The 23236-nt window shown below is 71.0% G+C and carries 25 protein-coding genes; 12 read left to right on the forward strand and 13 right to left on the reverse strand.

The genetic code is table 11. The annotated features are described in order from the left end of the window. Window positions 1-49 precede the first annotated feature (49 nt). Both ACZ3TS_RS25430 and ACZ3TS_RS25435 read right to left on the reverse strand, forming a co-directional pair. Window positions 50-676 carry a dihydrofolate reductase family protein gene (locus ACZ3TS_RS25430; protein WP_467621933.1) on the reverse strand — a complete coding sequence of 209 codons (627 nt, stop codon included), beginning with the start codon at window positions 674-676 and terminating at the stop codon, window positions 50-52. Between the two features lie 87 nt (window positions 677-763). Continuing rightward, window positions 764-1582 (reverse strand): AIM24 family protein, encoded by an 819-nt coding sequence (locus tag ACZ3TS_RS25435; protein WP_467621936.1) that lies wholly within the window; start codon window positions 1580-1582, stop codon window positions 764-766. Between the two features lie 117 nt (window positions 1583-1699). Between ACZ3TS_RS25435 and ACZ3TS_RS25440 the strand changes: the two genes are divergently transcribed. Continuing rightward, window positions 1700-2449, forward strand: a complete 750-nt coding sequence (locus ACZ3TS_RS25440; protein ID WP_467621939.1) for an SDR family oxidoreductase — start codon at window positions 1700-1702, stop codon at window positions 2447-2449. 55 nt (window positions 2450-2504) lie between these two features. On the opposite strand, the gene alc is transcribed toward ACZ3TS_RS25440, so the two are convergent. Together alc and allB are read right to left on the reverse strand one after the other, a co-directional pair. Beyond that, window positions 2505-3653: an allantoicase gene (gene alc, locus ACZ3TS_RS25445; protein WP_467621942.1), complete on the reverse strand. Its 1149-nt coding sequence runs from the start codon at window positions 3651-3653 to the stop codon at window positions 2505-2507. A gap of 51 nt (window positions 3654-3704) precedes the next feature. Beyond that, entirely contained in the window at window positions 3705-5045 is a 1341-nt protein-coding gene (gene allB, locus ACZ3TS_RS25450; protein ID WP_467621945.1) for an allantoinase AllB, read from the reverse strand. Between the two features lie 272 nt (window positions 5046-5317). Between allB and ACZ3TS_RS25455 the strand changes: the two genes are divergently transcribed. Next, window positions 5318-6124 (forward strand): IclR family transcriptional regulator, encoded by an 807-nt coding sequence (locus tag ACZ3TS_RS25455; protein ID WP_467621947.1) that lies wholly within the window; start codon window positions 5318-5320, stop codon window positions 6122-6124. An 84-nt stretch (window positions 6125-6208) separates the two neighbouring features. Here ACZ3TS_RS25455 and ACZ3TS_RS25460 read toward each other — a convergent pair whose 3' ends face one another. Then, a complete protein-coding gene (locus ACZ3TS_RS25460; RefSeq protein ID WP_467621950.1) occupies window positions 6209-6496 on the reverse strand; it encodes a DUF5955 family protein in 288 nt (95 codons plus the stop codon). Window positions 6497-6710: 214 nt separating this feature from the next. On the opposite strand from ACZ3TS_RS25460, the gene ACZ3TS_RS25465 reads away from it, so the two are divergent. Together ACZ3TS_RS25465 and aceB are read left to right on the forward strand one after the other, a co-directional pair. Beyond that, on the forward strand, window positions 6711-7340 hold the full coding sequence (locus ACZ3TS_RS25465) for a nucleotidyltransferase family protein (protein WP_467621953.1): 630 nt from the start codon (window positions 6711-6713) through the stop codon (window positions 7338-7340). 202 nt (window positions 7341-7542) lie between these two features. Further along, on the forward strand, window positions 7543-9162 hold the full coding sequence (aceB, locus tag ACZ3TS_RS25470) for a malate synthase A (protein WP_467621956.1): 1620 nt from the start codon (window positions 7543-7545) through the stop codon (window positions 9160-9162). Here the strand turns inward: aceB and ACZ3TS_RS25475 are convergent, their stop codons facing one another. The 3 genes from ACZ3TS_RS25475 to ACZ3TS_RS25485 all read right to left on the reverse strand — a co-directional run bounded on the left by ACZ3TS_RS25475 (window position 9163) and on the right by ACZ3TS_RS25485 (window position 11410). Next, window positions 9163-9462 carry an Rdx family protein gene (locus ACZ3TS_RS25475; RefSeq protein WP_467621959.1) on the reverse strand — a complete coding sequence of 100 codons (300 nt, stop codon included), beginning with the start codon at window positions 9460-9462 and terminating at the stop codon, window positions 9163-9165. After that, window positions 9459-10373, reverse strand: coding sequence for a HipA family kinase (locus ACZ3TS_RS25480; RefSeq protein ID WP_467621962.1), 915 nt, complete (start codon window positions 10371-10373; stop codon window positions 9459-9461). The genes ACZ3TS_RS25475 and ACZ3TS_RS25480 overlap by 4 nt, the downstream gene beginning before the upstream one ends. A 413-nt stretch (window positions 10374-10786) precedes the next feature. After that, window positions 10787-11410, reverse strand: a complete 624-nt coding sequence (locus ACZ3TS_RS25485) for an NAD(P)-dependent oxidoreductase (RefSeq protein WP_467621965.1) — start codon at window positions 11408-11410, stop codon at window positions 10787-10789. A 54-nt stretch (window positions 11411-11464) separates the two neighbouring features. Between ACZ3TS_RS25485 and ACZ3TS_RS25490 the strand changes: the two genes are divergently transcribed. Beyond that, window positions 11465-11863: a winged helix-turn-helix transcriptional regulator gene (locus tag ACZ3TS_RS25490; protein WP_467621968.1), complete on the forward strand. Its 399-nt coding sequence runs from the start codon at window positions 11465-11467 to the stop codon at window positions 11861-11863. A gap of 152 nt (window positions 11864-12015) precedes the next feature. On the opposite strand, the gene ACZ3TS_RS25495 is transcribed toward ACZ3TS_RS25490, so the two are convergent. After that, the gene (locus ACZ3TS_RS25495) at window positions 12016-12468 is read right to left on the reverse strand and encodes a VOC family protein (protein WP_467621970.1); all 453 of its coding nucleotides are present in this window, start codon (window positions 12466-12468) and stop codon (window positions 12016-12018) included. 21 nt (window positions 12469-12489) lie between these two features. On the opposite strand from ACZ3TS_RS25495, the gene ACZ3TS_RS25500 reads away from it, so the two are divergent. Together ACZ3TS_RS25500 and ACZ3TS_RS25505 are read left to right on the forward strand one after the other, a co-directional pair. Then, the gene (locus ACZ3TS_RS25500; protein WP_467621973.1) at window positions 12490-13092 is read left to right on the forward strand and encodes a CGNR zinc finger domain-containing protein; all 603 of its coding nucleotides are present in this window, start codon (window positions 12490-12492) and stop codon (window positions 13090-13092) included. A 5-nt stretch (window positions 13093-13097) separates the two neighbouring features. After that, the gene (locus tag ACZ3TS_RS25505) at window positions 13098-13493 is read left to right on the forward strand and encodes an SRPBCC family protein (RefSeq protein ID WP_467621975.1); all 396 of its coding nucleotides are present in this window, start codon (window positions 13098-13100) and stop codon (window positions 13491-13493) included. Between the two features lie 418 nt (window positions 13494-13911). Here the strand turns inward: ACZ3TS_RS25505 and ACZ3TS_RS25510 are convergent, their stop codons facing one another. Next, window positions 13912-14805: an FAD-dependent monooxygenase gene (locus ACZ3TS_RS25510; protein ID WP_467622164.1), complete on the reverse strand. Its 894-nt coding sequence runs from the start codon at window positions 14803-14805 to the stop codon at window positions 13912-13914. Then, on the reverse strand, window positions 14721-16295 hold the full coding sequence (locus ACZ3TS_RS25515) for an IucA/IucC family protein (protein WP_467621978.1): 1575 nt from the start codon (window positions 16293-16295) through the stop codon (window positions 14721-14723). Before ACZ3TS_RS25515 ends, ACZ3TS_RS25510 begins: the two co-directional genes overlap by 85 nt. A gap of 85 nt (window positions 16296-16380) precedes the next feature. On the opposite strand from ACZ3TS_RS25515, the gene ACZ3TS_RS25520 reads away from it, so the two are divergent. From ACZ3TS_RS25520 to ACZ3TS_RS25530, 3 genes are read left to right on the forward strand one after another with little or no spacing between them, the layout of a single operon-like run. Then, a complete protein-coding gene (locus tag ACZ3TS_RS25520) occupies window positions 16381-17898 on the forward strand; it encodes an IucA/IucC family protein (protein WP_467621981.1) in 1518 nt (505 codons plus the stop codon). A gap of 41 nt (window positions 17899-17939) precedes the next feature. Further along, on the forward strand, window positions 17940-19205 hold the full coding sequence (locus ACZ3TS_RS25525; protein WP_467621984.1) for a VWA domain-containing protein: 1266 nt from the start codon (window positions 17940-17942) through the stop codon (window positions 19203-19205). Continuing rightward, window positions 19205-20014 (forward strand): hypothetical protein, encoded by an 810-nt coding sequence (locus ACZ3TS_RS25530; RefSeq protein WP_467621987.1) that lies wholly within the window; start codon window positions 19205-19207, stop codon window positions 20012-20014. The genes ACZ3TS_RS25525 and ACZ3TS_RS25530 overlap by 1 nt, the downstream gene beginning before the upstream one ends. A gap of 267 nt (window positions 20015-20281) precedes the next feature. On the opposite strand, the gene ACZ3TS_RS25535 is transcribed toward ACZ3TS_RS25530, so the two are convergent. Together ACZ3TS_RS25535 and ACZ3TS_RS25540 are read right to left on the reverse strand one after the other, a co-directional pair. Next, the gene (locus ACZ3TS_RS25535; RefSeq protein ID WP_467621990.1) at window positions 20282-20503 is read right to left on the reverse strand and encodes a hypothetical protein; all 222 of its coding nucleotides are present in this window, start codon (window positions 20501-20503) and stop codon (window positions 20282-20284) included. 22 nt (window positions 20504-20525) lie between these two features. Further along, on the reverse strand, window positions 20526-21152 hold the full coding sequence (locus ACZ3TS_RS25540; protein WP_467621993.1) for a winged helix-turn-helix transcriptional regulator: 627 nt from the start codon (window positions 21150-21152) through the stop codon (window positions 20526-20528). Between the two features lie 87 nt (window positions 21153-21239). Here ACZ3TS_RS25540 and ACZ3TS_RS25545 point away from each other — a divergent pair, with 87 nt between their 5' ends. Together ACZ3TS_RS25545 and ACZ3TS_RS25550 are read left to right on the forward strand one after the other, a co-directional pair. Next, complete coding sequence (locus tag ACZ3TS_RS25545; RefSeq protein WP_467621996.1) at window positions 21240-22448, forward strand: pyridoxal phosphate-dependent aminotransferase; 1209 nt, start codon at window positions 21240-21242, stop codon at window positions 22446-22448. Window positions 22449-22532: 84 nt separating this feature from the next. Beyond that, window positions 22533-23183 carry a histidine phosphatase family protein gene (locus ACZ3TS_RS25550; protein ID WP_467622001.1) on the forward strand — a complete coding sequence of 217 codons (651 nt, stop codon included), beginning with the start codon at window positions 22533-22535 and terminating at the stop codon, window positions 23181-23183. The last annotated feature ends 53 nt before the right edge of the window (window positions 23184-23236 follow it).

The raw sequence follows: 23236 nt of genomic DNA on the forward strand, positions 1-23236 counted from the left end.
ATCACCGCACCGGCAGGAATGATCTCCGACCAGCGGATACCCGCGCGGGTCAGGCGCCTTCCGGGAGTTCGTACGATCCGTACTCCGGGCGGCCCGCGAAGTCGTACGACTGGATGGAGACGCCGGCCGCGGTGACGCGCCCGCCGACGTGCCGGAACTTGGTCGGGGCGGCTCCCTCCTCGAAAAGGCGGAGGCCGGCGCCCAGCACGACCGGGAAGGTCAGCAGGTGGAGCGTGTCGACGAGGTCGAGGTCCAGCAAGGAGCGGACCAGTGCGCCACTGCCGTGGATCTGGAGCTCACCCTCCGTACGCTCCTTGAGGGTGGTGACCTCCTTGGCGAGGTCGCCGGCGATCACGCTGGTGTGGGCCCAGTCGGGGTTCGTCAGGGTCGAGGAGACGACGTACTTCGGCTGAGCGTTGAGCTTGGTCGCGACCGGGTCGGCGGGGTCGGTCACCTTCGGCCAGTACGAGGCGAAGATGTCGTACGTACGGCGGCCGAGCAGGAAGGCGCCCACGCGGTCGAAGACCTCGGTGATGAACCGTCCGAAGTCCTCGTCGCCGTACGGAAAACTCCAGCCGCCCTGCTCGAAGCCGCCCCTGGGGTCCTCCTGCGGGCCGCCGGGCGCCTGGTAGACGCCGTCGAGGGTGACGAAGATGGTGGAGACGAGCTTGCCCATCGCGGATGCCTTCTTCCTGTGGGTGGGGTCCGTTGTTGTCACTGCAGACCCCGTGGGCATCCGTAACTCATCGCTCCGCCGGAAACATCACCCCGCGTGGGTCGAGAAGAGTCCGCCCGTCGGCCCCTGCTTGTCGCCGCCCTGTGCCTTCTTGAGGGCGTTCGCGAGGCTCTCGATGGTGAGTGACTGCAGGATGACGCGGCCGTTGCCCTCCAGGGTGGCCAGGGACAGGCCCTCGCCGCCGAAGACCATGTTCATGATCCCTTGGCGGTTGAGTCCGCCGACGCGCTGGACGCCGTACTGGATGCCCTCCTCGAAGGCGACGACGCACCCGGTGTCGACCTCGATGCGGCCGCCGAAGTCGGCGGGGTTGAGGTCGATGAAGTTGCCCGCGCCCGCGATGATCACCGTTCCGTACCCGGTGAACTTCTCCAGGATGAAGCCCTCGCCGCCGCTCGTCCCGGTGCGGCCGCCCTGGAAGGCGATGCCGAAGTCGACCGTCGACTCCGCGGCCACGAAGGCGTCCTTCTCCGCGAACCAGGCGCGCGAGCCGTCCAGCTCCAGCGCGCGCATCTCGCCGGGGAGCACACCCGCGAAGCCGACGGTGCCCTCGCCGCCCTGCGCCGCGAAGTACTGGAATGCCAGCGACTCGCCCGCGAGCGCGCGCTGGCCGACCTGCACGGCGGTGCCCATGGCCTGGCGCAGAAAGCCGCCCATACCGCCCGCCGCGCCGCCCTGGGACTGGCTGCTGCCGTTGGACGACGGGCCGGAGAGACGGGTCTCCATGGTCACGTTCGTGGTCTTGAAGAGGAACTTGCCCGCCTCGCAGTACACGGTCTGCCCGGGACGCAGGTTGACGACGGCCATCTGCATGGCGTTGCCGACGATTTCTTGCTGAAGAGTCACGCGGGGAGAACGCTGTGGACGGACCGAAGAGTTCCACGGAACGCAGAATTCCGGGCGACCGAGGTCGATGTCCGTTCGCCGCCGGTGTTCCCGGTGCCCGGCCGGTGGAATGGACGCATGACTTCACGAGGAACCCTCAACGGCAAGGCGGCTCTGGTCACCGGCGGCTCCCGTGGCATCGGCGCGGCGACGGCACTGCGGCTGGCGCGCGAGGGAGCGGACGTGGCCGTCACCCATGTGAGCGGCAAGGAGGCGGCCGAGGACGTCGTGCGGGCCGTCGCGGCGCTGGGACGCCGGGCGGTTGCCCTGCGCGCGGACTCCGGGGACGCGGACGAGGCGGCGGGCGCGGTGGGACGTGCCGCGGAGGCACTCGGGGGCCTGGACGTCCTGGTCAACAACGTCGGTGTCGGAGTGCTCGGCCCCTTGGACGGCCTGTCTTTCGCCGATGTCGACCGCGTCCTCGCCGTCAACGTGCGCGGTGTCTTCCTGACGTCCCAGGCCGCCGCCTCACGCATGGAGCGCGGCGGCCGGATCATCACCGTGGGCACCTGCATGACCCAACGCGTGCCGGGCCCCGGCGGAACGCTCTACGCCATGAGCAAGTCGGCCCTGATCGGCCTGACGAAGGCCCTGGCGAGGGAACTGGGCGGGCGCGGGATCACTGCGAACATCGTCCATCCGGGCCCGATCGACACGGATATGAACCCCGCGGACGGCCCCTACGCGTCCGGTCAGGCGGCGATGACGGCGCTGGGCCGCTTCGGCAGGGCCGACGAGGTGGCGGCGACGGTGGCGTACCTGGCGGGCGCGGACGCGGCCTACGTCACGGGCGCCGAGTTCGCCGTGGACGGTGGGCACGCCGCCTGAACGGTGGGGGCGCACCGGTGCCGTCGGGCCGGCGCGCCTCACCCTGCAGTCGGCCTCAGCCGCCCAGCTCCTGGTGCCGTACCGCGAGGCGTGCCGCGCCCTCCCGTGTGAGGGAGCCGTACAGGCGCAGTCGGGAGATGCCGCCGTCCGGGAAGATGTCCACGCGCGCATGTGTACCCACCGCCGGTGCCGGCAGGACGAACCGGTGGTTCGTGTCGGGCTGGAGGCGGGTGCGCGGGAGGATCTCGCGCCACTCGCCGTCCTTGCCGTCCCCGCCGTCCCCGCCGTCCATGACGGAGACCGACGCCCAGCCTGCCGCGTTGCCCTTCAGGTACGCCGTGTCGATCTCGATCGCACGGATCCGCGCCTCGGCCACCAGCCGGTAACGGATCCAGTCGTTGCCCCGGTCGCGGCGGCGCCGTGTCTCCCAGCCGTCGTCCATCTTGTGCGAGCGGCCCGGCTGGATGGTGTTGGTGGCGGGTGAGTAGAAGAGGTCGGAGGCGTCCTCGACCCGGCCCCCGTTCTCCAGGGCGACGACGTCGAAGGTGCCCAGCACCTCGAGCCACGCCGGGTCCGGTACCACGTCGCCGTACGCGCGCAGGCGCGCGATGCCGCCGTCGGGGTGCTGGTTGACGCGCAGATGCGTGAAGCGCTGCTCGACGGTGACCTCGAACCCGTTGGCCGCGTGACCGCCGACCGGGGTCCGCGGGACGAGCGTCGTCCACTTCACGTCGTCGCCCAGCAGTTCCTGCGGGGAAGGGGAGCCGGATACGGACGTGCTCTCGACGGATACCGCCTGCGGATAGTTGCCCCGGAAGTGGGCCGTGTCGACGACGATGCCGCGGATGACGCCCGGCGCGCCGAGGCGTACCAGCGCCCAGTCGTGGTCCTCCTGCGTCGGCCACGGGTGCTCCGCCGAGGTGCCCCGGCGCCGCCGCGTCTCCCAGCCGTCCATGACCTTGCCCTTGTGCCCGAAGTGCTCAGGGTCGAACTCCGCGCGCTCGGGCACCAGCAGGTTCTCGCGCTGGGCGAAGAACTCGTCGTTGGCGGCGATGACACCGGCGCCCAGCCGGCGGTCGGCGAGGTCGGCGTACCGGGTGAACGGAAAGTCGGCGGTGCGGTAGTCCGCGTAGGGGTCACCGCCTCCGTAGGGCTTCGCGTCGCCGGTGAAGCGGGCCAACACAGGGTGATGCTGTGCCGTCACGGTGATCAGGTCTTCCTTTCGGGAGTCGGCCGCTGCGGGTGCGGGTGGGAGTCAGTCGGTTCTGCCGAGCAGTCGCCCCTTCGGCTCGGTGAACGCGCCGTCCGCCACGATGCGTTCGCCGCGCAGCCAGGTGGACTTGACGACGCCGTGGAGGGTCCTGCCCGCGTACGCCGTGACCCGGTTGCGGTGCTGAAGGGCCGCCGGGTCCACGGTGAAGGTCTCGTCGGGGGCGAGCACCGCGAAGTCGGCGTCACGGCCGGCCTCGATGGCGCCCTTGCGTGCGTCGAGCCCCACCAGCCGTGCCGTGTGCATGGACATCCAGCGGACCACGTCCTCCAGTCCGTGGCCGCGCTTGCGGGCCTCCGTCCACACCGCCGACAGGCTCAGCTGCAGTCCGGAGATGCCGCCCCACGCGGTCGCGAAGTCGTCGGTCTTCAGGTCGGCCGTCGACGGCGAGTGGTCGGTGACCACGCAGTCGATCGTGCCGTCCGCCAGCGCCCGCCACAGCAGGTCCTGGTTGACGGCCTCGCGGATGGGCGGGCAGCACTTGAACTCGCTGGCCCCGTCCGGGACTTCCTCGGCCGTCAGGGTCAGGTAGTGCGGGCATGTCTCCACGGTGATCCGCACGCCCTCGGCCCTGGCCGCGGCGATCGACGGCAGCGCGTCGCTCGAGGACAGGTGGAGCACGTGCACGCGCGCGTCGAGACGCTTCGCCTGTGCGATGAGGTGCGCGATGGCCGTGTCTTCGGCGTCGCGCGGCCGGGAGGCGAGGAAGTCGGCGTACTTCGGGCCGCCCTGCTGCGGGGCGGCGGCGAGGTGGTGCGGGTCCTCGGCGTGCACGACGAGCAGTCCGCCGAATCCGGCGATCTCGGCCATGGACCGGGCGAGTTGCTCCTGGTCGAGGTGCGGGAACTCCTCCACGCCCGACGGCGACAGGAACGCCTTGAAGCCGAAGACGCCGGCGTCGTGCAACGGCCGCAGGTCCTTGACGTTGTCCGGCAGGGCGCCGCCCCAGAAGCCCACGTCGATGTGGGCCTTCTCCCGGGCCACGTCCTGCTTCGTACGGAGGTGCTCGACCGTGGTCGTCGGCGGCAGGGAGTTGAGCGGCATGTCGATCAGGGTGGTGATGCCGCCGGCCGCCGCTGCGCGTGTGGCGGTCCAGAAGCCCTCCCAGTCGGTGCGGCCCGGGTCGTTGACGTGCACGTGGGTGTCGACCAGGCCCGGCAGCAGGACGTCGTCGCCGAGGTCCTCCAGACGGGCCCCGGCCGGTACGCCCGCGTCGTACGGCAGTATGGCCCTGATCGTGCCCCCGGCGACCGCGACCGCCGCGGGGCGCATCCCTTCGGGAGTGATGACGCGCGTCGAGCGCAGCACCAGTTCAGCGTCGGACACCCCGGCCCCTCTCTGCCGCCGTCCTGCTTGTGGGAAACGGGATTTACACCCACGTAACGAAATTCAACGTTCTGTTGAAGGAGTCTTCACTCCCGCCCTCGCGCCGTCAAGGGCACACTTTCTTCCAGCACCTTCGACGCGTCCCACTCTGGACTTTTCCGTAAAGCGGAATTAGAATTCCAAAAACAGCGGCACCCTGACGCACCACCAGGGAGTCAACCGGCTGCCGGGTAGGCTTCTGCCCTTCCAGCCAGTCCCGAAAGGAACGCGCCGTGTCGACGTCGACGTCCAGCGCCAGCGACGCCTCCGCCAAGTCCGCCGCGAGCGGTGGCGTCCAGTCCCTCGAGCGCGCCTTCGACCTGCTGGAGCGGATGGCCGACGCGGGCGGCGAGGTCGGCCTCAGCGAGCTGTCCGCGAGCAGCGGGCTGCCGCTGCCCACGATCCACCGCCTCATGCGCACGCTGGTGGCCTGCGGTTATGTACGCCAGCAGCCCAACCGCCGCTACGCGCTCGGCCCCCGGCTGATCCGGCTCGGCGAGTCGGCGTCCCGGCTGCTCGGCACCTGGGCCCGCCCCTATCTCGCGCGCCTGGTCGAGGAGACCGGCGAGACCGCGAACATGGCGCTCCTCGACGGCGACGAGATCGTGTACGTGGCGCAGGTGCCGTCCAAACACTCGATGCGGATGTTCACCGAGGTGGGGCGACGGGTGCTGCCGCACTCCACGGGCGTGGGCAAGGCACTGCTCGCGAACACACCGGACGACGAGGTGCGCTCACTGCTCGCCCGCACGGGCATGCCCGCGGCGACCGAGAAGACGATCACCACCCCCGACGCTTTCCTGGCGGCACTGGAGGAGGTGCGCCGGCACGGCTACGCGGTCGACGACAACGAGCAGGAGATAGGGGTCCGCTGCCTCGCGGTGTCCGTGCCCGACTCCCCGACGGCCGCAGCGATCTCCATCTCCGGCCCGGCGGGCCGGGTCACGGACACGGCGACGGAGAAGATCGTGCCGGTGCTCCAGCAGGTGGCGGCGGAGCTCTCGGAGGCACTGGCGAGTTCAGGCGGCCCCGCGGCCTGAGCCGACCCCTCCCCCTGCACGCGCACAGCCCCCGGCCGCACAGCCAGGGCTGTTGCCCTACGAGCCGGTCACGGGCCACGCACATCAGGTACGCGGCGGCTCCCCGAACAGCTCCACCGCGCTCCGGACATCCGCGAGACTCCGAGCCAGGGCACTGACCGAACCGATCGCACCGGCGATCAGCAACAGGGACCGACGCAGGCGCGGTATCTCGGGGACGCCGCTCACGGCCATGGCGGCGAGCGCGGCGAGTTCGTCCTCGGCGATGGCACGGTCCGGGAACTCGGCCGGATGCGCGGCGAGTTCACGGCGCAGCCGGGACACGGCGGTCTTCAGTTCCGCCACCCTCGGGTCCTCTTCGCTGCCGGTCACTGGCCTCTGCCCCAAGCGCCGCAACACAGCTCTCCCCCCTCGCACCCCTTCGTGCGCATGACTTCGAACGTCCCCTGGTGCCCCCGTGGCGTTGGTCGGGCGCCGGGGGACGCGGGTCAGTAAACGCCACCCGGTACGGCGGGCGCCACTGTGCGGACCGAAATTCAGTCCCTGGAAAGCGCGCGGTCCGCACGGGTTCAGGTATGCAGGAGCCATGACGCGAAACGAAGACCGGATCGCCGGGCTGCTCCTCGCGGCGGGCGGAGGACGACGGCTCGGCGGAAGGCCCAAGGCACTGCTCGAACTCGCCCAAGGACTGCGCCCAGGGGGGACCCCCAGGGGGCGGCTGCTCGTGGAGCACGCGGTGGGGGTCCTGCGGGCAGCCGGGTGCCGCCGCGTCCATGTGGTGCTGGGGGCGGCCGCCGAGGCCGTACGGGAACGGGCCGACCTGACCGGCTGCACCCTGGTGGACAACCCCGACTGGGAGCTGGGCATGGGCTCCTCACTGCGGGCCGGGCTCGCATCGCTCGCCGGGACGGGCGCACCGGCGGCCCTGGTATCGCTCGTCGACCAGCCCGGCATCGGCCCCGAGGCGGTGGCCCGGGTGCTCGCCGCCTACGAGGACGAGACGTCGCTGGTCTCCGCCACCTACAAGGGGGTACGGGGACATCCGGTGCTGTTGGGCGCCGGCCACTGGCCGGGCATCGTGGCGGCGGCGACGGGCGACCGCGGGGCACGCGCCTATCTGAAGGCCCACGAGGACGCCATCACCCTCGTCGAGTGCGGAGACGTGGCGCAGCCCTACGACATCGACACACAGGGGGACTTGGTCCACCTTGAGTAGACGGGGTGGCACCGAGCGCCACCTTCCCTCGAAGCGGAGAATCTCGACATCAACAAATCATTGAACTTCCACTATGAGAAAACTAGTATCCACTGATCAGAAGCGCCCGACTGCTCACCGGGCGCTGTCAGCCGCATCCGCGCCCCCTGGCACTCAGTGCCGCGGCGTACTCACGTCAGCTCGCTGAAGGAAGTGACAGCACATGTCCGCACCAGCGCCGTCGCCGGTCGTCGTCGATGCCGAGCCCCTGCCCCGGCAGGACGAGGTCCTCACCGATGCGGCCCTCGCCTTCTTGGCCGAGCTGCACCGCCGGTTCACACCCCGGCGCAACGAACTGCTCGCCCGCCGGGCCGAGCGCCGCGCCGCGATCGCCCGCACCTCGACGCTCGACTTCCTGCCGGAGACCGCCGCCATCCGCGCGGACGACTCCTGGAGGGTGGCCCCCGCGCCTCAGGCCCTGAACGACCGGCGCGTCGAGATCACCGGCCCCACCGACCGCAAGATGACGATCAACGCCCTCAACTCGGGCGCGAAGGTGTGGCTCGCCGACTTCGAGGACGCCTCGGCACCCACCTGGGAGAACGTGGTCCACGGCCAGCTCAACCTGATCGACGCCTACACCCGCACCATCGACTTCACGGACCCTACGAGCGGCAAGTCGTACGCCCTGCGCCCGAACGAGGAGCTCGCGACGGTCGTCATGCGCCCGCGCGGCTGGCATCTGAACGAGCGTCACCTCCTGGTCGACGGTCAGCAGGTGCCGGGCGCCCTCGTCGACTTCGGCCTGTACTTCTTCCACAACGCCCAGCGCCTGCTGGACCTCGGCAAGGGCCCCTACTTCTACCTCCCCAAGACGGAGTCGCACCTGGAGGCCCGCCTCTGGAACGACGTCTTCGTCTTCGCCCAGGACCACGTCGGCATCCGGCAGGGCACCATCCGCGCCACCGTCCTGATCGAGACGATCACGGCGGCGTACGAGATGGAGGAGATCCTCTACGAACTCCGCGACCACGCCTCGGGATTGAACGCCGGCCGCTGGGACTACCTCTTCTCCATCGTCAAGAACTTCCGTGACGGCGGACCGAAGTTCGTCCTCCCGGACCGCAACGCGGTGACGATGACGGCCCCGTTCATGCGCGCCTACACCGAACTCCTCGTCCGCACCTGCCACAAGCGCGGTGCGCACGCGATCGGCGGCATGGCGGCGTTCATCCCGTCCCGGCGCGACGAGGAGGTCAACCGGGTCGCCTTCGAGAAGGTCAAGGCCGACAAGGACCGCGAGGCGAACGACGGGTTCGACGGCTCCTGGGTCGCCCACCCCGACCTGGTGCCGATCGCGATGGAGTCCTTCGACAAGGTCCTGGGCGACCGGCCGAACCAGAAGGACCGGCTGCGCGAGGACGTCGACGTCAAGGCGGCAGATCTGATCGCCGTCGACTCCCTGGACGCCCGGCCGACGTACGCGGGCCTGGTCAACGCGGTCCAGGTCGGCATCCGTTACATCGAGGCCTGGCTGCGCGGCCTCGGCGCGGTCGCCATCTTCAACCTGATGGAGGACGCGGCCACCGCGGAGATCTCCCGCTCCCAGATCTGGCAGTGGATCAACGCGGGGGTGCAGTTCGAGAACGGCGAGAAGGCGACCCCGGAGCTCGCCCGCAAGGTCGCCGCCGAGGACCTGGCGAACATCCGGGCCGAGATCGGCGAGGACGCCTTCGCGGCCGGCCACTGGCAGCAGGCCCACGACCTGCTTCTGAAGGTCGCCCTGGACGAGGACTACGCGGACTTCCTCACCCTGCCCGCCTACGAGCAGCTGACCGGCTGACTACTGCGCCGTCCTCTCCGAGTGGCCCAGGGGCTTCCCCGGGGCCACTCGGTCGCGTACGAGCCTCTTCACCGCCGTGGGCTCGGGAAAGCCCTGCTCACGGCGGTCCCAGACGACCTCGTCGTTCACCCGCACGACGAAGACACCGCCCTTGCCGGGCCTGAGCGCCAGTTCCGTCAGTTCGGTCTCGAACGTCGTCAGCAGTTCCTGCGCCAGCCAGGCCGCACGGGGCAGCCAGCGGCACTGGGTGCAGTACTCGATCTGCACGCGGTGGGTCTGAGCCGCAGAGGTCTCCGTCATCCGAGGTGCACCGACCAATCCTGTTGCGCCGCCGGCTTGCCGTGCAGGTCAGGGATCCGCTTGAGCCAGTCCGGCCGGCCTTCCTGTGTCCGCGCCGCGCGCAGGGCCTCCTCGGCGGCGAGCTCCTCCCGGGTGGGGAAGTCGGTGGGCAGCCACGCCTCGGACGCCTTGACCCGGGCCGTGAGGTAGTCCACGTAGGCGTCCCTGACCTCCGCGGGCGTCGCGAAGCCCGGCTCACCGGCCAGCCACGCGTCCGGTACCTCCTCGGTGATCTCGCGCAGCAGTTCCTCGGTCACCTTGGGCGCGAGCTCGTCCTCGGCGGCCCGCATGTCCGGGGCGAAGTGGCCGAGGGCGTGGTGGCGGAAGTCGTACGCCTTCTCCGGGACGGAGGCGTCCCAGCGGTGGTGGAAGACGAGGGCGGCACCGTGGTCGATCAGCCACAGCCGCGGCGGTGCGATGCCGAAGGTGGGCCAGACCATGAGGTTGGAACTGTGGACCGTTCGGTCCACATTCACGGTCAGCGCGTCGAGCCAGATGACCCTGCCCGCCTCCCGCGGGTCGACCGTGCAGGCCCTGGCGACCTCAGGGGTGAAGTCCCGGGCGCCCGGAAGGTAGTCCATGCCGAGGTTGACGCCGGGGCTCGCGTTCAGCAGGTCGCGCACCTCCTGGTGCGGTTCGTGCGCGGCGATCGCCGGATCGAAGTGGGCGAGGACCAACTCCGGCACGCGCAGCCCGAGCCGACGGGCCAGCTCCCCGACGATCACCTCGGCGACCAGCGCCTTCACGCCCTGCGCGGAGCCGGTGAACTTCACGACGTACGTGCCCAGGTCGTCGGCCTCGACGACGCCGGGGACGGAGCCGCCGGAACGCAGAGGTGCGACATAGCGGGTTCCGGTGACCTCTCTCATCATCTTCCAAGGCCCTACTGGTAATTTTTCTTATATTCCATGATCGGGTCCGACCTGGCGCATTCCGGGAGAACCTCCCCGATCAGCACTGGGAGAATCTTGGGAGTTTCGACTGACATGCTCGTCTCCTCCCTGTCTCCCCAGCAGTCCGTCAATGGCGGTGCGCCCCTTACTTCCGGCCTCCGGCATGAAGTGAGCATAGTAACCAAGCGTGACAGCCGGGAGCTCGACGAAGCGCGTCTCCGCCCCCTTCGGCAGGGCGAAGTACAGCCTCCCGTTGACCGCCTGAATGTGGCGACGGACAGGGATGACGCCTCGGGCACAGTCGATGGCCTCCGGGCTCAACCCGAAAACCTCACCCTGACCCGGTCCGCACCCCGGACCGAGGACGACAAATATCCGGTTCGGCGGGCCGATCACGTCCCGGACACGGAGCTCGCTCCCCCGTCGGGTGGCAGCGGGACAACTCCGAGATGCTCGGCGCGCAAGCCGGACTGCTCAGCCATGTCGACCAACGCGCGGGCATGGTCAGCGCGGGTGATTCGACTGGCCAGGTCCCCGACCCTGGTGAGGGCGTATCCGCCGACGGGCGACGTGTCCGGGGCGAAGTCTCCTGCGGGGCTCACGGCTGTCCACTGCAGGTCGGACGCCTTGATCACCTCCAACGCAATGCGGTGCCCCAGGGAGAACGGCCGGTACTCCGCCGGAAAACCATCGTTGTCGACAGCCGGGACCCCGGAGGCATTGGGCAGCAACGCGGCGATGCTCACCCAGACCAGACGGGCAACCCTTGCCTTCTGCAGGCCGGTCACCAGGCCGTTTGCCGCAGCCTGGAAGAAGGTTCGCGGGTCAGCCTCAGTGGGCGCCACGGCTGTGATCACGACATCGTGGCCCGATGCGGCCCGTGCCACTGCTTCCGGGTGGGTGATGTCCGCGTCCGCACTTCTCAAGGACGTCACGCGGTGCCCACGTGCTGTCGCCTCGGCCACAGCGGTGCTGCCGGTCTTGCCGCCCGCACCGAAGATCACGATCCTCATCATGCGCACGACGCTAGCCGGGTCCCCGGTTACCGATTGGGTACCTACACTCGGGCTATGCGCCGGCTGCCGTCCGAGACGTTTGACGAACTGTGTCCCTCCTCGATGCTGCCTGTTCGGATGCAGAACAAGTGGGCGCCACTGGTCATGCGCCTGCTCGGCGAGGGGACTCAGCCGTTCAGCGAGCTGCGTAGGGCGCTGCCGAGAACGAGCCCTAAGGAGCTCACCCGAGCACTGCGGTCACTCGACGGCGACGGATTCATCACCCGTGACGCCGACGCGGATTCCCCTGGCTACAGCCTCACTCCACTCGGGCAAAGCCTCCTCGCCGTCCTCCTGGACGTCTACGCCTGGACCGCCGAGCACTGGGACGAACTCGTCGACGCCCGCGAGCGCGCAGATCATGCGGAGACCGACCCACTCGTCCACAACGTCATGACCCACAACACCTGGTAGCGGTCAGCCGATGCCGCCTACCGCCAGCGGGCCGCCGACCTGCTGACGCAGCGGGTACGCCGACCGCCGGGCTCTGTCCCCGCTGTTCTGGAGGATGAGACGCGTCTCGCGGTGCCGGAGAACCAATGCTCCGCAGGGGACCAGAGCCGGGCTTACGCCACGTCGAACTCGTTGCCCTCCGGGTCCTGCATGATCCACCAGTGCCCAGCCGGCCCTTTGTTCACCTCTCGGACGCGGGTCGCCCCCAGGTCTTCCAGCCTCACCACCAGCTTGTCGAGGCCGCCGGGCTCGCTGTGGAGGTCGAGGTGCAGGCGGTTCTTGCCCGTCTTGCGCTCGGGCACGTCCTGGAAGAGCAGTCGTCGGCCGCGGCCGACGCCGCTGGTTTCGTCGAACGGGTCCTCGGGGTGGCGGATCGCGGCATAGCCGCGGAAGACCTTGCGGCCGCGGTGCTCGGTGACTTCCTCCTCGCCGATGTGGCCGGCGGCCAGCAGCTGCTCGATGAAAGCGCTGGGGTCTTCCACCTCGTATCCCAGGGCCGCGGCCCAGAAGTCGGCGAGGGCGGGGGCGTTCGTGCTGTCGATGACCAGCTTCCAACTCAATGGCATGTAACCAGTTATATTGGTTACATGGACTCCTCTGCAACCAAGGGGCTGACGCTGCACTCCCATACCGGCGTCGCCTACCGGTTCGACCCCGGCGCACTGTGTCTGGAGCTGCTGACCACCGGCGGCCCTGGCCCCTACCGCCGGTACGAGGTCCTGCACGAGCCGGCAGACCTGGCCGCCTGGGTGGATCGTTCGCGGCTGACCCCGACGCCCGCGCTGGAGATCTCAGCGGACGAGTTGACCGAAATGCGAAGGCTGCGCGACGCGCTGTTCCGGGTGGCCATCGCCCACACGCGCGGCAAGCCTCACCCGCCCGGCGACCTGGAGGCCATCAATGAGGCAGCCGCCCGACCGGCCCTGGCCCCCGCCATCACATTGACCGGGAAACGGCAGTGGGCCGGAACCCCCACCGGCACCCACCTGGCGGCCACCGTCGCCCGGGATGCCGTCGAACTCCTGACCGGCCCCTTCGCGCACCGCATCCGCACGTGCGCCGCCGAGGACTGCCATCTCATCTACGTCGACACCTCGCGCCCCGGGCGCCGCCGCTGGTGCTCCATGGAGCACTGCGGCAACCGCCACAAGGTCAGGGCGCTGCGTGCCCGCCACACCGAGAAAGGGTGACCGCCATGCCCACAGGACTCACCAAGGACGCCGGCTGGCAGGTCGGCGTGTCCCGCACGTTGCCCCACCCCACGCCCCTCGTCTGGGACTTCATCAGCAGCCCCGAAGGGCTCGCCCTCTGGCTCGGCTCCGGCGCGGTCCTCGCCCCCGAACGCGGCACCCCCTACCGGACGGCCGAAGGAGTGACGGGCGAGGTGCGCGCCCACCACTGCGGAAAGAAGATTCGCGTCACCTACGGCACCACCACGGTCCAGGTGGCCCTCACCCCCGCAGCCGACGGGGCCCGGACGATGCTCCGCTTCCACCAGGAGCACCTGGCAAGCGCCGAAGAGCGCGAACGGCAACGGGCGCACTGGCAGCGCATCATGGACCGGGTCGCTACCGCCCTCGACCGGGACTGACGACGGCGGGCCGACGGCTCCTGCCTCGGTCGGCCTGCTCATCTTTGGTGTCCCCGTGATGAGCTGCACGTGGTTCTGACCGATGGCCCCGCGACGGAGTTGCCCAGCGCCCACGAACCCGCGTTGACGACGGTTGTTGTCACCGTCCGCACCGCATCGAACGGGATGGTGAAGATTGATCCGGTACATACCCGTCTCGATCCTGTCGGCGGTGAGTCCCACGCCTGAAACGATCGTGCCGTCAGGGTCGGCAACCCCGGAGACGGTGGTGGACATGCGGATCCCCTTCCCTCTTGCGGTCGACGGCGTCCGGCTTCCGGTCCGTCGCCGCATGGCGCGGAACTGATCCTCCCCCAGCCGTGACACCATTCCCGACTCCCGCGTCCGGCCGGCGCATGCCCCGAGCGGACCACGGCCTCTAGGACTGCGCCGCCGCCGTGAAGCGCGCCGCCACCGCCGCCACCGCCGCCCGAAGTTCCGGGCCGCCCTCGACGCGGAACCCGAACGGCATCCTCGCCAGCCACTTCTGCGCGTACATCGCCGGGCTGCTGTCCGCCCAGCTCTGTCTGCCGCGCCGACGGCTCCGGCCACCTACAGGGTCCTGACGATGCGGTAGAGGCCGGTTGTCGTGCCGAGGTGCACCGCTGCCTGGCGCATGAACGGCACCGCGGCGATCTTCGCCGGGCCCAGCGGCAGGAAGACCAGGGCCGGCGCGACGGCCGGGGCCCGCGGTGTCCGGGCCGACGGCGGTGACCTCCACGCCGCCCCGCAGTTCGCACTCCGGGCGGCGGGCCAGGACGTCGCGCAGCAGGCGCTCCAGCTCGGGCCGGTCGAACATGCTGGTTTGCGGGTAGCCGTGATGGCCGTGCCCGGAGCGGCGGAACTCGGCCATCACCCGGTGCCGGGCGTCCAGCAGCCGTAGCCCCTTCGCCGGTCGGGCGATCGCGGCGAACTCCTCGCCGACGCCCGCGGCCCGGAGGATCCTGCGCACCTCGTCGTCGGTGGCGACGGCGCGCGGGAGCGGGTAGACGTCCCGGTGGCGTTCCAGGACGATGCTGCGGACTCCGCGCCGGGTGAGGAGGAGGGCGGCGGTCACGCCCACCGGCCCGGCGCCGATGATCACGACGGGTTCGTGCGGTGCGGAGTCCGGGTGTGGGGCTTGGTCGGCGGTCATGTGCGGCTCACCTCGGGCCCCTGCCGCCTCGCGTACGGCGGCACGGTCGGCGATCAGTTCGGCGGTGGTGGCGGCTTTGGTGTCGACGGGGACGGCGCGGTCGCCTCGGACGACCCACCAGCCGTCGGCGGTGCGCAGGCCAGCGGATTGGGCAGCGGCAGATAGCGCGCGTCCGCGCCGTCCGCGCCCGTCCAGCGCAGCAGGAGGTTCGTCTTGCCGGGGAGGGTGGGCGAGGCCAGCAGGCCCGGAATCTCGGGCGCGGGGTGGCGTGCGAGTTCCGCGCGGGCGGCGGGCCAGGGGTTCCAGCCGGGGTGGCGTTCGGACAGCAGCGCGGCCACTTCCGTGAGGTTGTTGACGACCAGGCAGTAGACGAGCCGCTCCCAGCCCGCCCGGCGGGGCACGTCCGTCAGGAGTTTCACGCCCTCCGCGTCCCGGAAAAGCGCCTGGACGGGCAGGCCGGAGGCATCCACCGCGATGAGCGTGTTCTGCAGGTGTGCCTCAAGGACGACGCCGTGCACGTCGAACGACTCCAGGGCCGGCGGGACGACCTGCCGCAGATATGCCCTCCACCAGGCCTCCGGGTCGGTGAGCGCGTCCAGCGGACTGCCCTCGAAGCCGTCCACGAGGGCAGCGGCGAGCAGTGGGGTGGCGCCGGGCAGGACGTGCGGGCGCAGTCCGTCGCGGACCAGGACGGCCAGTTCCTCGAAGGCGAACTCGGCCGTGCGGTAGCCGCGGTCGCTCAGCCAGGCCGCCGAGGGCTGGAGCGCCGCGAACGCGGAGGTCACGGCCTCGTCGGTGCGGCGCAGCTTGATCAGGTCATGGCGCCACAGTCGGCGGATGTCATTGGTGATACGCACGTCGAGGCTGAACTTGAGGAAGTGGTCGTCCTCGGGCGCGTACACCGTGCGGATCGCGGCCGTGGGCCGCACGGACCGGGCGGTCTCACCGAGCCGGAGAAGACGCCCGTCCTCGAACGCCTCCCGGACCTCGCGGCGGGCGGCGACCAGGTCGAGCTGCCAGGGGTGCGCGGGCAGCAGCCGGTAGCCGCGCGGGGCGGCACCGAGCGTGTCGAGCACCGTCGTGTCGCCCTCCTCGACGACCACGTCCTCACGTACGCCCAGAAGGGTGAGCGGGAAGCAGGCGTACGCCTCGGGCGCGTACGGAAGCCAGTCCGCGACGGGTCCACCGCCGCGCGCCTTGGGTGCGGGATGGTGGGGGTGGCCGGTGATCAGGGACTGTTCGGAGCGGACATACGGGTCGTCCGGCGGTGTCGCGCGGGTACGGGCGGCCAGGATCGCGGCCACCGCGTCCCGGCTGTCGATCATCTCGCCGGGCAGTTCGAGGTTGGACAGGCCCGTGGCACGGCGCAGCTCGTCGGCGGTGAGTTTGACCAGCTCGGCGTGGGTGAGCGGGTGCCAGGAGCCGGCGGCGTACACCTCCGGGTCTCGGGGCCGGCGGCCGCCGCGCACACGAAGCAGCCGGCCGCCGGCCCGCAGGCGGTGGACGCCCTGCTCGCCGGTGGGTTCCGCCGCCTCCCGGAGCAGACAGTTGAGCAGCGGCGCCACCGCGTAGGCGTCGGCGCGCTCGGGGGCCTCGTCCCTGGGGTGTATGGGGTCCACGCGATCCATTCGTTCCCTACGGTGCACTGGGGATCAGTATGTCTCTGGTGGTCCATCACCACGATCCACCGTCCCGCCACCGAGGAGCCCGACCGTGCCCCCTTCCCCTTCCGCCGAGGTCGAGCTCGCCGGCGAGCTCGATGCCGTACGGCCCGACCTGTCGGCGGCGTACGCGGCCGCGCTTCCCGGCGCCCGCTCCGCCGTCCTGTCGCGCCTGTGGCGGGCGCTGGCCCATGAGCCGCTGCCGTGGATCGCGCGCCGGGAGCGGACAGCCGGCGGGCTCACCCTCCAGCTGGCCGACGGGCGCCGACTGCGCGGTCCCCTCGCCGACCCGTTCGCGACCGCCGCGTACGTCACCGAGGTGCTGCTCGAGGGACGCGGGTACGGCCGTCCGGCGGAACTGGTCACGGCGCTCGGCGTCCCCCACGGTGACACGTTCGCCGCGGAAGTCGACCACAGCACGGCCTCCTTGGCCCTGTCCCGGGCCGGCCGGCCACAGGAGACGTGCGAACCGGCGACGAGCTGGGCGTGGGAGCAGCGGGTCGTCGACGGGCACCCCTACCACCCCAGCTGCCGTTCGCGGCCCGGTTTCTCGGTCGCCGAGCAGCTCGCGTACGCGCCCGAGCACCGCCCCGTGGTCCGCCTGGGCCTGGTGCCCATGGATGACGGTCTCGTACGGGGCGAGTGGCCGAAGTGGCTGCGGGACGGCGAGCGCCCGCTGATCCCGGTACACCCCTGGCAGACGGCGCACGTGCTCGGAGTGGCGGCGCAGGAGGGTCCGGCCGCCCATCCGCTGATGTCCCTGCGGACCCTGGCCCTGCCCGACGACGGCCCGCATGTGAAGACCGCGGTCAGCGCGCGGCTGACGTCCTCCGTGCGGGACATCTCGGTCGGATCCGTCGAGACGTCGCTCACGGTGTCCGACTTCGTCGAGTCGATCGCCGCGCACACGGACGGCCTTCTGGACGTCACCCGCACCCTGGGAGCGATCAGCGCCCATTCCCCCGATCTCGCGGCGGTGGTGCGGGAGGCGCCCGAGACCTACGCGGACACGACGGCCGGCGAGCGCGTCGTCCCGGTGGCCGCCCTGCCGGTCACCGGCCTGCCCTCGTCCACCGCCTGGCTCGCCGGCTTCACGCGCCTGGCCCTCACGGTCGGTCTGCGACTGCTGGACATGGGCGTGGCCCTTGAGGCGCACGGCCAGAACCTGTTGGTCGTGCTCTCGCCCACGGGCGCCCCACGACGGCTGGTCTACCGCGACCTCGCCGACATCCGGGTGAGCCCGGCCCGGCTGGCCCGGCACGGAATCAAGGCCCCGGAGCTGGCCGGGCGGATGGTCACGGACGAGGAGACGACCCTGCGGCGCAAGCTGTTCGGGTCCCTCGTCGCGGGGGCACTGGCCTCGACGGCGGGTTCGGCACCCGTGCTACGGGCGGCACTGGAGTCCGTCGTGGGGGATCTGCCGCGCAGCCCCGATCTGACCGCACTGTGTGAAGCGCCCCTGCCCACCAAGGCGTTGACACTGATGCGGCTGTCCCCGCAGCGCCCCGGGGATCTGTGGGCCCAGCTGCCGAACCCCCTCGTCCCCCGTACCGTCCCCTCCGGCCCTTGATCGTTTTGTAGCGCGCCCCCATTGATCAATAAGATCCGCCGATGATCACAAGACAACGGCTGGCGGCGGGAGTCTGCGCCCTGCTCGCCGCCCTGACGGCCGGGATCGCCGTCCCGGCCGGCGCCGTCGCCGACGAGACGACAGCCCAGGACGCACCGAAGGTCGATCTCGTCCTCGACGTCAGCGGTTCGATGCGGGCCCGGGACATCGACGGCGGCTCGCGGATGGCCGCGGCGAAGCAGGCCTTCAACGAGGTCCTCGACGCCACGCCGGAGGAGGTGCAGCTCGGCATCCGGACGCTGGGCGCCAACTACCCGGGCAACGACCAGAAGACGGGCTGCAAGGACACCGCGCAGCTCTACCCGGTCGGGCCGCTGAACCGGACCGAGGCCAAGACGGCCGTGGCCACGCTCCAGCCCACCGGGTGGACGCCGATCGGGCCGGCCCTGCTGAAGGCGGCGGACGATCTCGATGGCGGCAACGGCACGCGCCGTATCGTCCTCATCAGCGACGGCGAGGACACCTGCGCCCCGCTCGACCCGTGCGAAGTGGCCCGGGAGATAGCGAGCAAGGGGATCGGGCTGACCATCGACACACTCGGGCTCGTGCCGAACGCCAAGCTGAGCAAGCAGCTCAGCTGCATCGCCGAGGCCACCGGTGGAACGTACACGTCGGTGCAGCACAAGGAGCAGCTCTCCGAGAAGGTCAACCAGCTGGTGGACCGCACGGCGGACAAGGTGGTCACACCGGTCGCCGTGGACGGCACCGACCAGTGCGCTGCGGCGCCCACGTTGAAGTCCGGTCTCTACACCGACCGCGAGGAGTTCGGGCAGCACCGCTTCTACCGCGTGGACGTGAAGCCGGGTCAGGAGCTGCGCGCCTCGGTGAGCGTCTCCGACGACCGGCAGGTGAACCCGGACTACGGGGTGACGCTGCGGGCGGTCACGGTGCACGGACGTGAGATCGTGCGCGGCGAGGGGACCGGCTCGGGCCGTACGGACGTGATGTCGACGGGTCTGCGCTATCCCAAGGCCGAGAGCGACGACGAGGAGGCGCCCGCCGAGACGGTGTGCCTCCAGGTCGCCAACTCCTTCTCGCCCGCGGCCGGTGTGAAGACCACGCCCGGACTGCCGCTGGAGCTCGCGGTCGACGTGGTCGACGGCCCCGACCCGGCGGGCGACGTGGCCTCCTTCGGTCTCGGGCGTGGGTGGTGGCTGCTCGGCGCCCTCGTCCTGACCGGCTTCCTCGCGGGTCTCGTGTGGGGCTGGGTGTCGCGCTGGCGGGTCGCGGTCTGGAGGACCAACTGATGCGTATCGGAAGTGTGTTGACGGCGGCGGCTCTGCTGCTCGGCGCCGCCGCGTCCCCTGCCGTCGCCGACTCCTCGCCCTCGGCGAGCCCGTCGGGTGACAGTGCCGCGCCCACCTCGGCGGGCACGTCGTTCCGTACGGCGACGGAGATCGAGCAGGGGCAGCAAGCCACGGCGAGCGCCTCCACGGGCGACTACCTGTACTGGTCGTTCCCCGCCGACGCCGGACAGCGGCCCACCGTGAAGGCGACGGTGCAACTGCCCTCGTCGTCCCGGAGCGGGGCGCAGACCTGGCAGGTGGACGTGTACGACGGGCTGCGGCGCCGCCAGGCGTGCCAGTACGGCGCGCAGACGCGCACGGCGGCCCAGGACGCGGCCTCCGTGCAGCTGTCCTGCACCCTGCGCACGGTCCGCGCCTGGTCGGAGCCGTGGGGCGATGACCCGCTTCCGGGCACGTACTACGTCCGGCTGACCGCCGTGAGCCTGGGCACGGCCGACCTCGGGCTGCCGGTGAGCACCGAGGTGCGGGTGGACTCCAAGGACATCGGCGGATCGGCGGCGGTGGACGGTTCGCTGGCCGAGCCGCTGGTGCCGGGGGTCGCGACCACCTCGCAGACGTCGTCCGACTCGGACCCGGACGCGGCCACGCTGTCCTCGCTGAAGCCCGACGACGGCTGGGCGTCCGGCTGGTGGTCCGACCGCTGGGTGTGGACCGCGATCGGCGGCGTCCTCGCGGCGCTCGCGGGCATCGGAGGATACGCGCTGACGCGTGGCTCGGGACGGCCGTCGCGGGTGCCGCCGGGCGTCTGACCCCCGGGAAAGCCCCAGGGCAAAGGCAGGCGGAGGCCCACCGCGCCCCTCCGGCGCGGCGGGCCTCGTCCTGTGGGCCCAGGGTCTGCGCGGCGGCGGCGTCAGCCCCCGCGCGGCACCTCGGCGAGCGTGGCGTCCCCGGACACCTCGACACGTCCGTCCCGTACGGCCTGATCGAACGTCAGGGAGCCCCGGCCCAGGGTCGACCGTCCTCGGCACGGCGGGACTCCCGGCCATGAACCAGCAGCACACGGGCAGCAGGCCGCTTCAGTCCCCGCGCAGCACCTTCGCCAGCATGCCCTCCCCCGCCACCTCGACACGTCCGTCCCGTACCGCCTGATCGAGCGTCAAGGAGCCCCGGTCCAGCGCCGCACACGTCTCCGCGTCCAGGACCAGACAGGCAACGGACTCCTCGGGGACCGGTCCCTCAGCGCAGACCGGGCCGACCTCGGGACCGGCGAGACTCCCGGCCGGGAACGAACAACACACGGTCAAAGACCGGGTCAGCGCCTCAATCCCCGCGCAACACCTTCGCCAGCATGCCCTCCCCCGACACCTCGACACGTCCGTCCCGTACGGCCTGATCGAACGTCAAGAAGCCGCGGTCCAAGGCGGCGCACGTCTCCGCGTCGAGGGTCAGCCGGGCGTCGGGCTCCTCGGGGGCCGGTCCGTCGCCGTACACCGGGCCGTCCTCGGCACCCGGCCACAGATGGAACACGCCCTCGTCCAGCCGCACTTCGACCAGCCCTTCGCCCTCCAGCGAGCGCAGCAGCGGCAGCGCGAACCAGTGCGCGCGTACCGCGTCCCTCGGCCCGCGCTCCGCCAGCGCTGGCGCGCCCCACACCCCGAGCGCCTGGATCACCGGCAGCAAATCCCTCCCACGGGGGGTGAGTTCGTACACGAACGCCGCCCCGGGCGGCGGCAGTCGGCGCCGCGTGGTCAGCCCGTCGCGCTCCATGTCCTTCAGCCGGGACGCCAGGACGTCCGTACTCACACCCGGCAGGTCCGCGTGCAGGTCGGTGTAGCGGCGCGGTCCTGCGAGCAGCTCACGGACGATCAGGAGGGTCCAGCGGTCGCCGACGGCATCGAGGGCCCGGGCCGTGGAGCAGTACTGGTCGTAGCTTCGGCGAGGTGACATGCGACGCAGTCTAGACATGTTGTTGGACTTTCCAAGCTCCCGCTTGGTAAAACCAAGCAACACCAGATACCGGAGGGGAAGCGGCGCATGGAGTTCCGGCAGTCGAGCAAGCTCAGCGAGGTCTGTTACGAGATCCGCGGCCCGGTGATCGAGCACGCGAACGCGCTGGAGGAGGCGGGCCACAGCGTGCTGCGCCTCAACACCGGCAACCCCGCGCTCTTCGGCTTCGAGGCGCCGGAGGAGATCCTCCAGGACATGATCCGGATGCTGCCGCAGGCGCACGGCTACACGGACTCGCGCGGCATCCTCTCCGCCCGCCGCGCGGTCGCCCAGCGCTACCAGGAGCGGGGCCTGGAGGTCGGTGTCGACGACGTCTTCCTCGGCAACGGTGTCTCCGAGTTGGTCTCCATGGCCGTACAGGCGCTGGTGGAGGACGGCGACGAGATCCTCATCCCCGCACCGGACTTCCCCCTGTGGACGGCCGTGACCACCCTCGCGGGCGGCAAGGCCGTGCACTACCTGTGCGACGAACAGGCCGACTGGTACCCGGACCTGGACGACATGGCGTCGAAGATCACGGACCGCACGAAGGCCGTCGTGATCATCAACCCCAACAACCCGACGGGCGCGGTCTACCCGAAGGAGGTCGTCGAGGGCATCCTCGACCTCGCCCGCCGGCACGGCCTGATGGTCTTCGCGGACGAGATCTACGACCAGATCCTGTACGACGACGCCGTGCACCACTCGGCCGCCGCCCTCGCCCCCGACCTGGTGGTCCTCACTTTCTGCGGCCTGTCGAAGACCTACCGCGTGGCGGGCTTCCGCTCCGGCTGGCTGGTCGTGACGGGCCCCAGGCAGCACGCCCGCAACTACCTGGAGGGCCTGACGATGCTGGCCTCCATGCGGCTGTGCGCCAACGCCCCCGCCCAGTACGCCATCCAGGCCGCGCTCGGCGGCCGCCAGTCCATCGACGAGCTGACCGCCCCGGGCGGCCGCCTCCACGAGCAGCGCGACGTGGCATGGGAGAAGCTCAACGAGATCCCCGGCGTGACGTGCGTGAAGCCGAAGGGCGCGCTGTACGCGTTCCCGCGCCTCGACCCCGAGGTGCACAGGATCCACGACGACGAGAAGTTCGTCCTGGACCTGCTGCTGCGGGAGAAGATCCAGGTGGTCCAGGGCACGGGCTTCAACTGGCCGACCCCCGACCACTTCCGGATCCTCACCCTCCCCCACGCGGACGACCTGGAGGCCGCGATCGGACGGATCGGACGGTTCCTGAGCGGGTACCGTCAGTAGACGGCGGCCGTCTGGCCCAATCCGTCCTGCCACCGCCGCATGTGTGTGACACGGTGCCGGTAAGCGGAACAGGAAGGGCACGGCGTGGGCGACCTCATTCTCGTCCGGCACGGTGAGACCGAGTGGTCGTTGTCCGGGCGGCACACCGGACGGACCGACGTCCGGCTCACCGACAACGGCCGGGAGCAGGCACGTCGGCTGGCTCCGCTGATCGCGCGGCATCACATCGCTGCGGCGTTCGTCAGCCCGATGGAGCGGGCACGCGAGACGGCCCGGCTGGCCGGGATCGGCGGGGCGCGCGTCGACGCGGACCTGTCCGAGTGGGACTACGGCGGCTACGAGGGGGTCACCACCGTCGAGATCCACCGGACGCGGCCGGACTGGTTCCTGTTCACGGACGGCGTCGCACCCGGCCCGCCCGAGCACCCCGGGGAGAGCCCCGACGAGGTGGGGGCGCGTGCGGAGCGCATGCTCGCCAAGATCGACGCGGCGCTCGGCGACGCCGAGGGCAGCGTGGTCGTCGTCTCGCACGGCCACTTCCTGCGGGTGCTGACCGCACGGCGCCTCGGGCTGCCCGCCTCGGCGGGCGCGCTGTTCCAGCTCTCCACGGGGACGGTGAGCCGGCTGAGCACGGAGCACCGCCGCCATGTCGTGGCCGGCTGGAATGTCAGACCCGACGCGTACTGTTCCCATGGGTCCCTCTCGGCGGGGGAGGCGGGGCCCGACGAGCACTGACCGGGTGACCCGGACGCCGGTCCCCGGTCCGGTCCGCCCCGCGGGAAGGAGCA

The sequence above is a fragment of the Streptomyces sp. NPDC022910 genome, assembly GCF_055561075.1.

Bases quoted from the DNA above. Each gene is read 5' to 3' on its own strand.
- ACZ3TS_RS25430 (WP_467621933.1), bottom strand. From the start codon at position 676: ATGGGCAAGCTCGTCTCCACCATCTTCGTCACCCTCGACGGCGTCTAC.
- ACZ3TS_RS25440 (WP_467621939.1), top strand. From the start codon at position 1,700: ATGACTTCACGAGGAACCCTCAACGGCAAGGCGGCTCTGGTCACCGGC.
- ACZ3TS_RS25465 (WP_467621953.1), top strand. From the start codon at position 6,711: ATGACGCGAAACGAAGACCGGATCGCCGGGCTGCTCCTCGCGGCGGGC.
- aceB (WP_467621956.1), top strand. From the start codon at position 7,543: ATGTCCGCACCAGCGCCGTCGCCGGTCGTCGTCGATGCCGAGCCCCTG.
- ACZ3TS_RS25475 (WP_467621959.1), bottom strand. From the start codon at position 9,462: ATGACGGAGACCTCTGCGGCTCAGACCCACCGCGTGCAGATCGAGTAC.
- ACZ3TS_RS25480 (WP_467621962.1), bottom strand. From the start codon at position 10,373: ATGATGAGAGAGGTCACCGGAACCCGCTATGTCGCACCTCTGCGTTCC.
- ACZ3TS_RS25485 (WP_467621965.1), bottom strand. From the start codon at position 11,410: ATGATGAGGATCGTGATCTTCGGTGCGGGCGGCAAGACCGGCAGCACC.
- ACZ3TS_RS25490 (WP_467621968.1), top strand. From the start codon at position 11,465: ATGCGCCGGCTGCCGTCCGAGACGTTTGACGAACTGTGTCCCTCCTCG.
- ACZ3TS_RS25495 (WP_467621970.1), bottom strand. From the start codon at position 12,468: ATGCCATTGAGTTGGAAGCTGGTCATCGACAGCACGAACGCCCCCGCC.
- ACZ3TS_RS25500 (WP_467621973.1), top strand. From the start codon at position 12,490: ATGGACTCCTCTGCAACCAAGGGGCTGACGCTGCACTCCCATACCGGC.
- ACZ3TS_RS25505 (WP_467621975.1), top strand. From the start codon at position 13,098: ATGCCCACAGGACTCACCAAGGACGCCGGCTGGCAGGTCGGCGTGTCC.
- ACZ3TS_RS25515 (WP_467621978.1), bottom strand. From the start codon at position 16,295: ATGGATCGCGTGGACCCCATACACCCCAGGGACGAGGCCCCCGAGCGC.
- ACZ3TS_RS25525 (WP_467621984.1), top strand. From the start codon at position 17,940: ATGATCACAAGACAACGGCTGGCGGCGGGAGTCTGCGCCCTGCTCGCC.
- ACZ3TS_RS25530 (WP_467621987.1), top strand. From the start codon at position 19,205: ATGCGTATCGGAAGTGTGTTGACGGCGGCGGCTCTGCTGCTCGGCGCC.
- ACZ3TS_RS25540 (WP_467621993.1), bottom strand. From the start codon at position 21,152: ATGTCACCTCGCCGAAGCTACGACCAGTACTGCTCCACGGCCCGGGCC.
- ACZ3TS_RS25545 (WP_467621996.1), top strand. From the start codon at position 21,240: ATGGAGTTCCGGCAGTCGAGCAAGCTCAGCGAGGTCTGTTACGAGATC.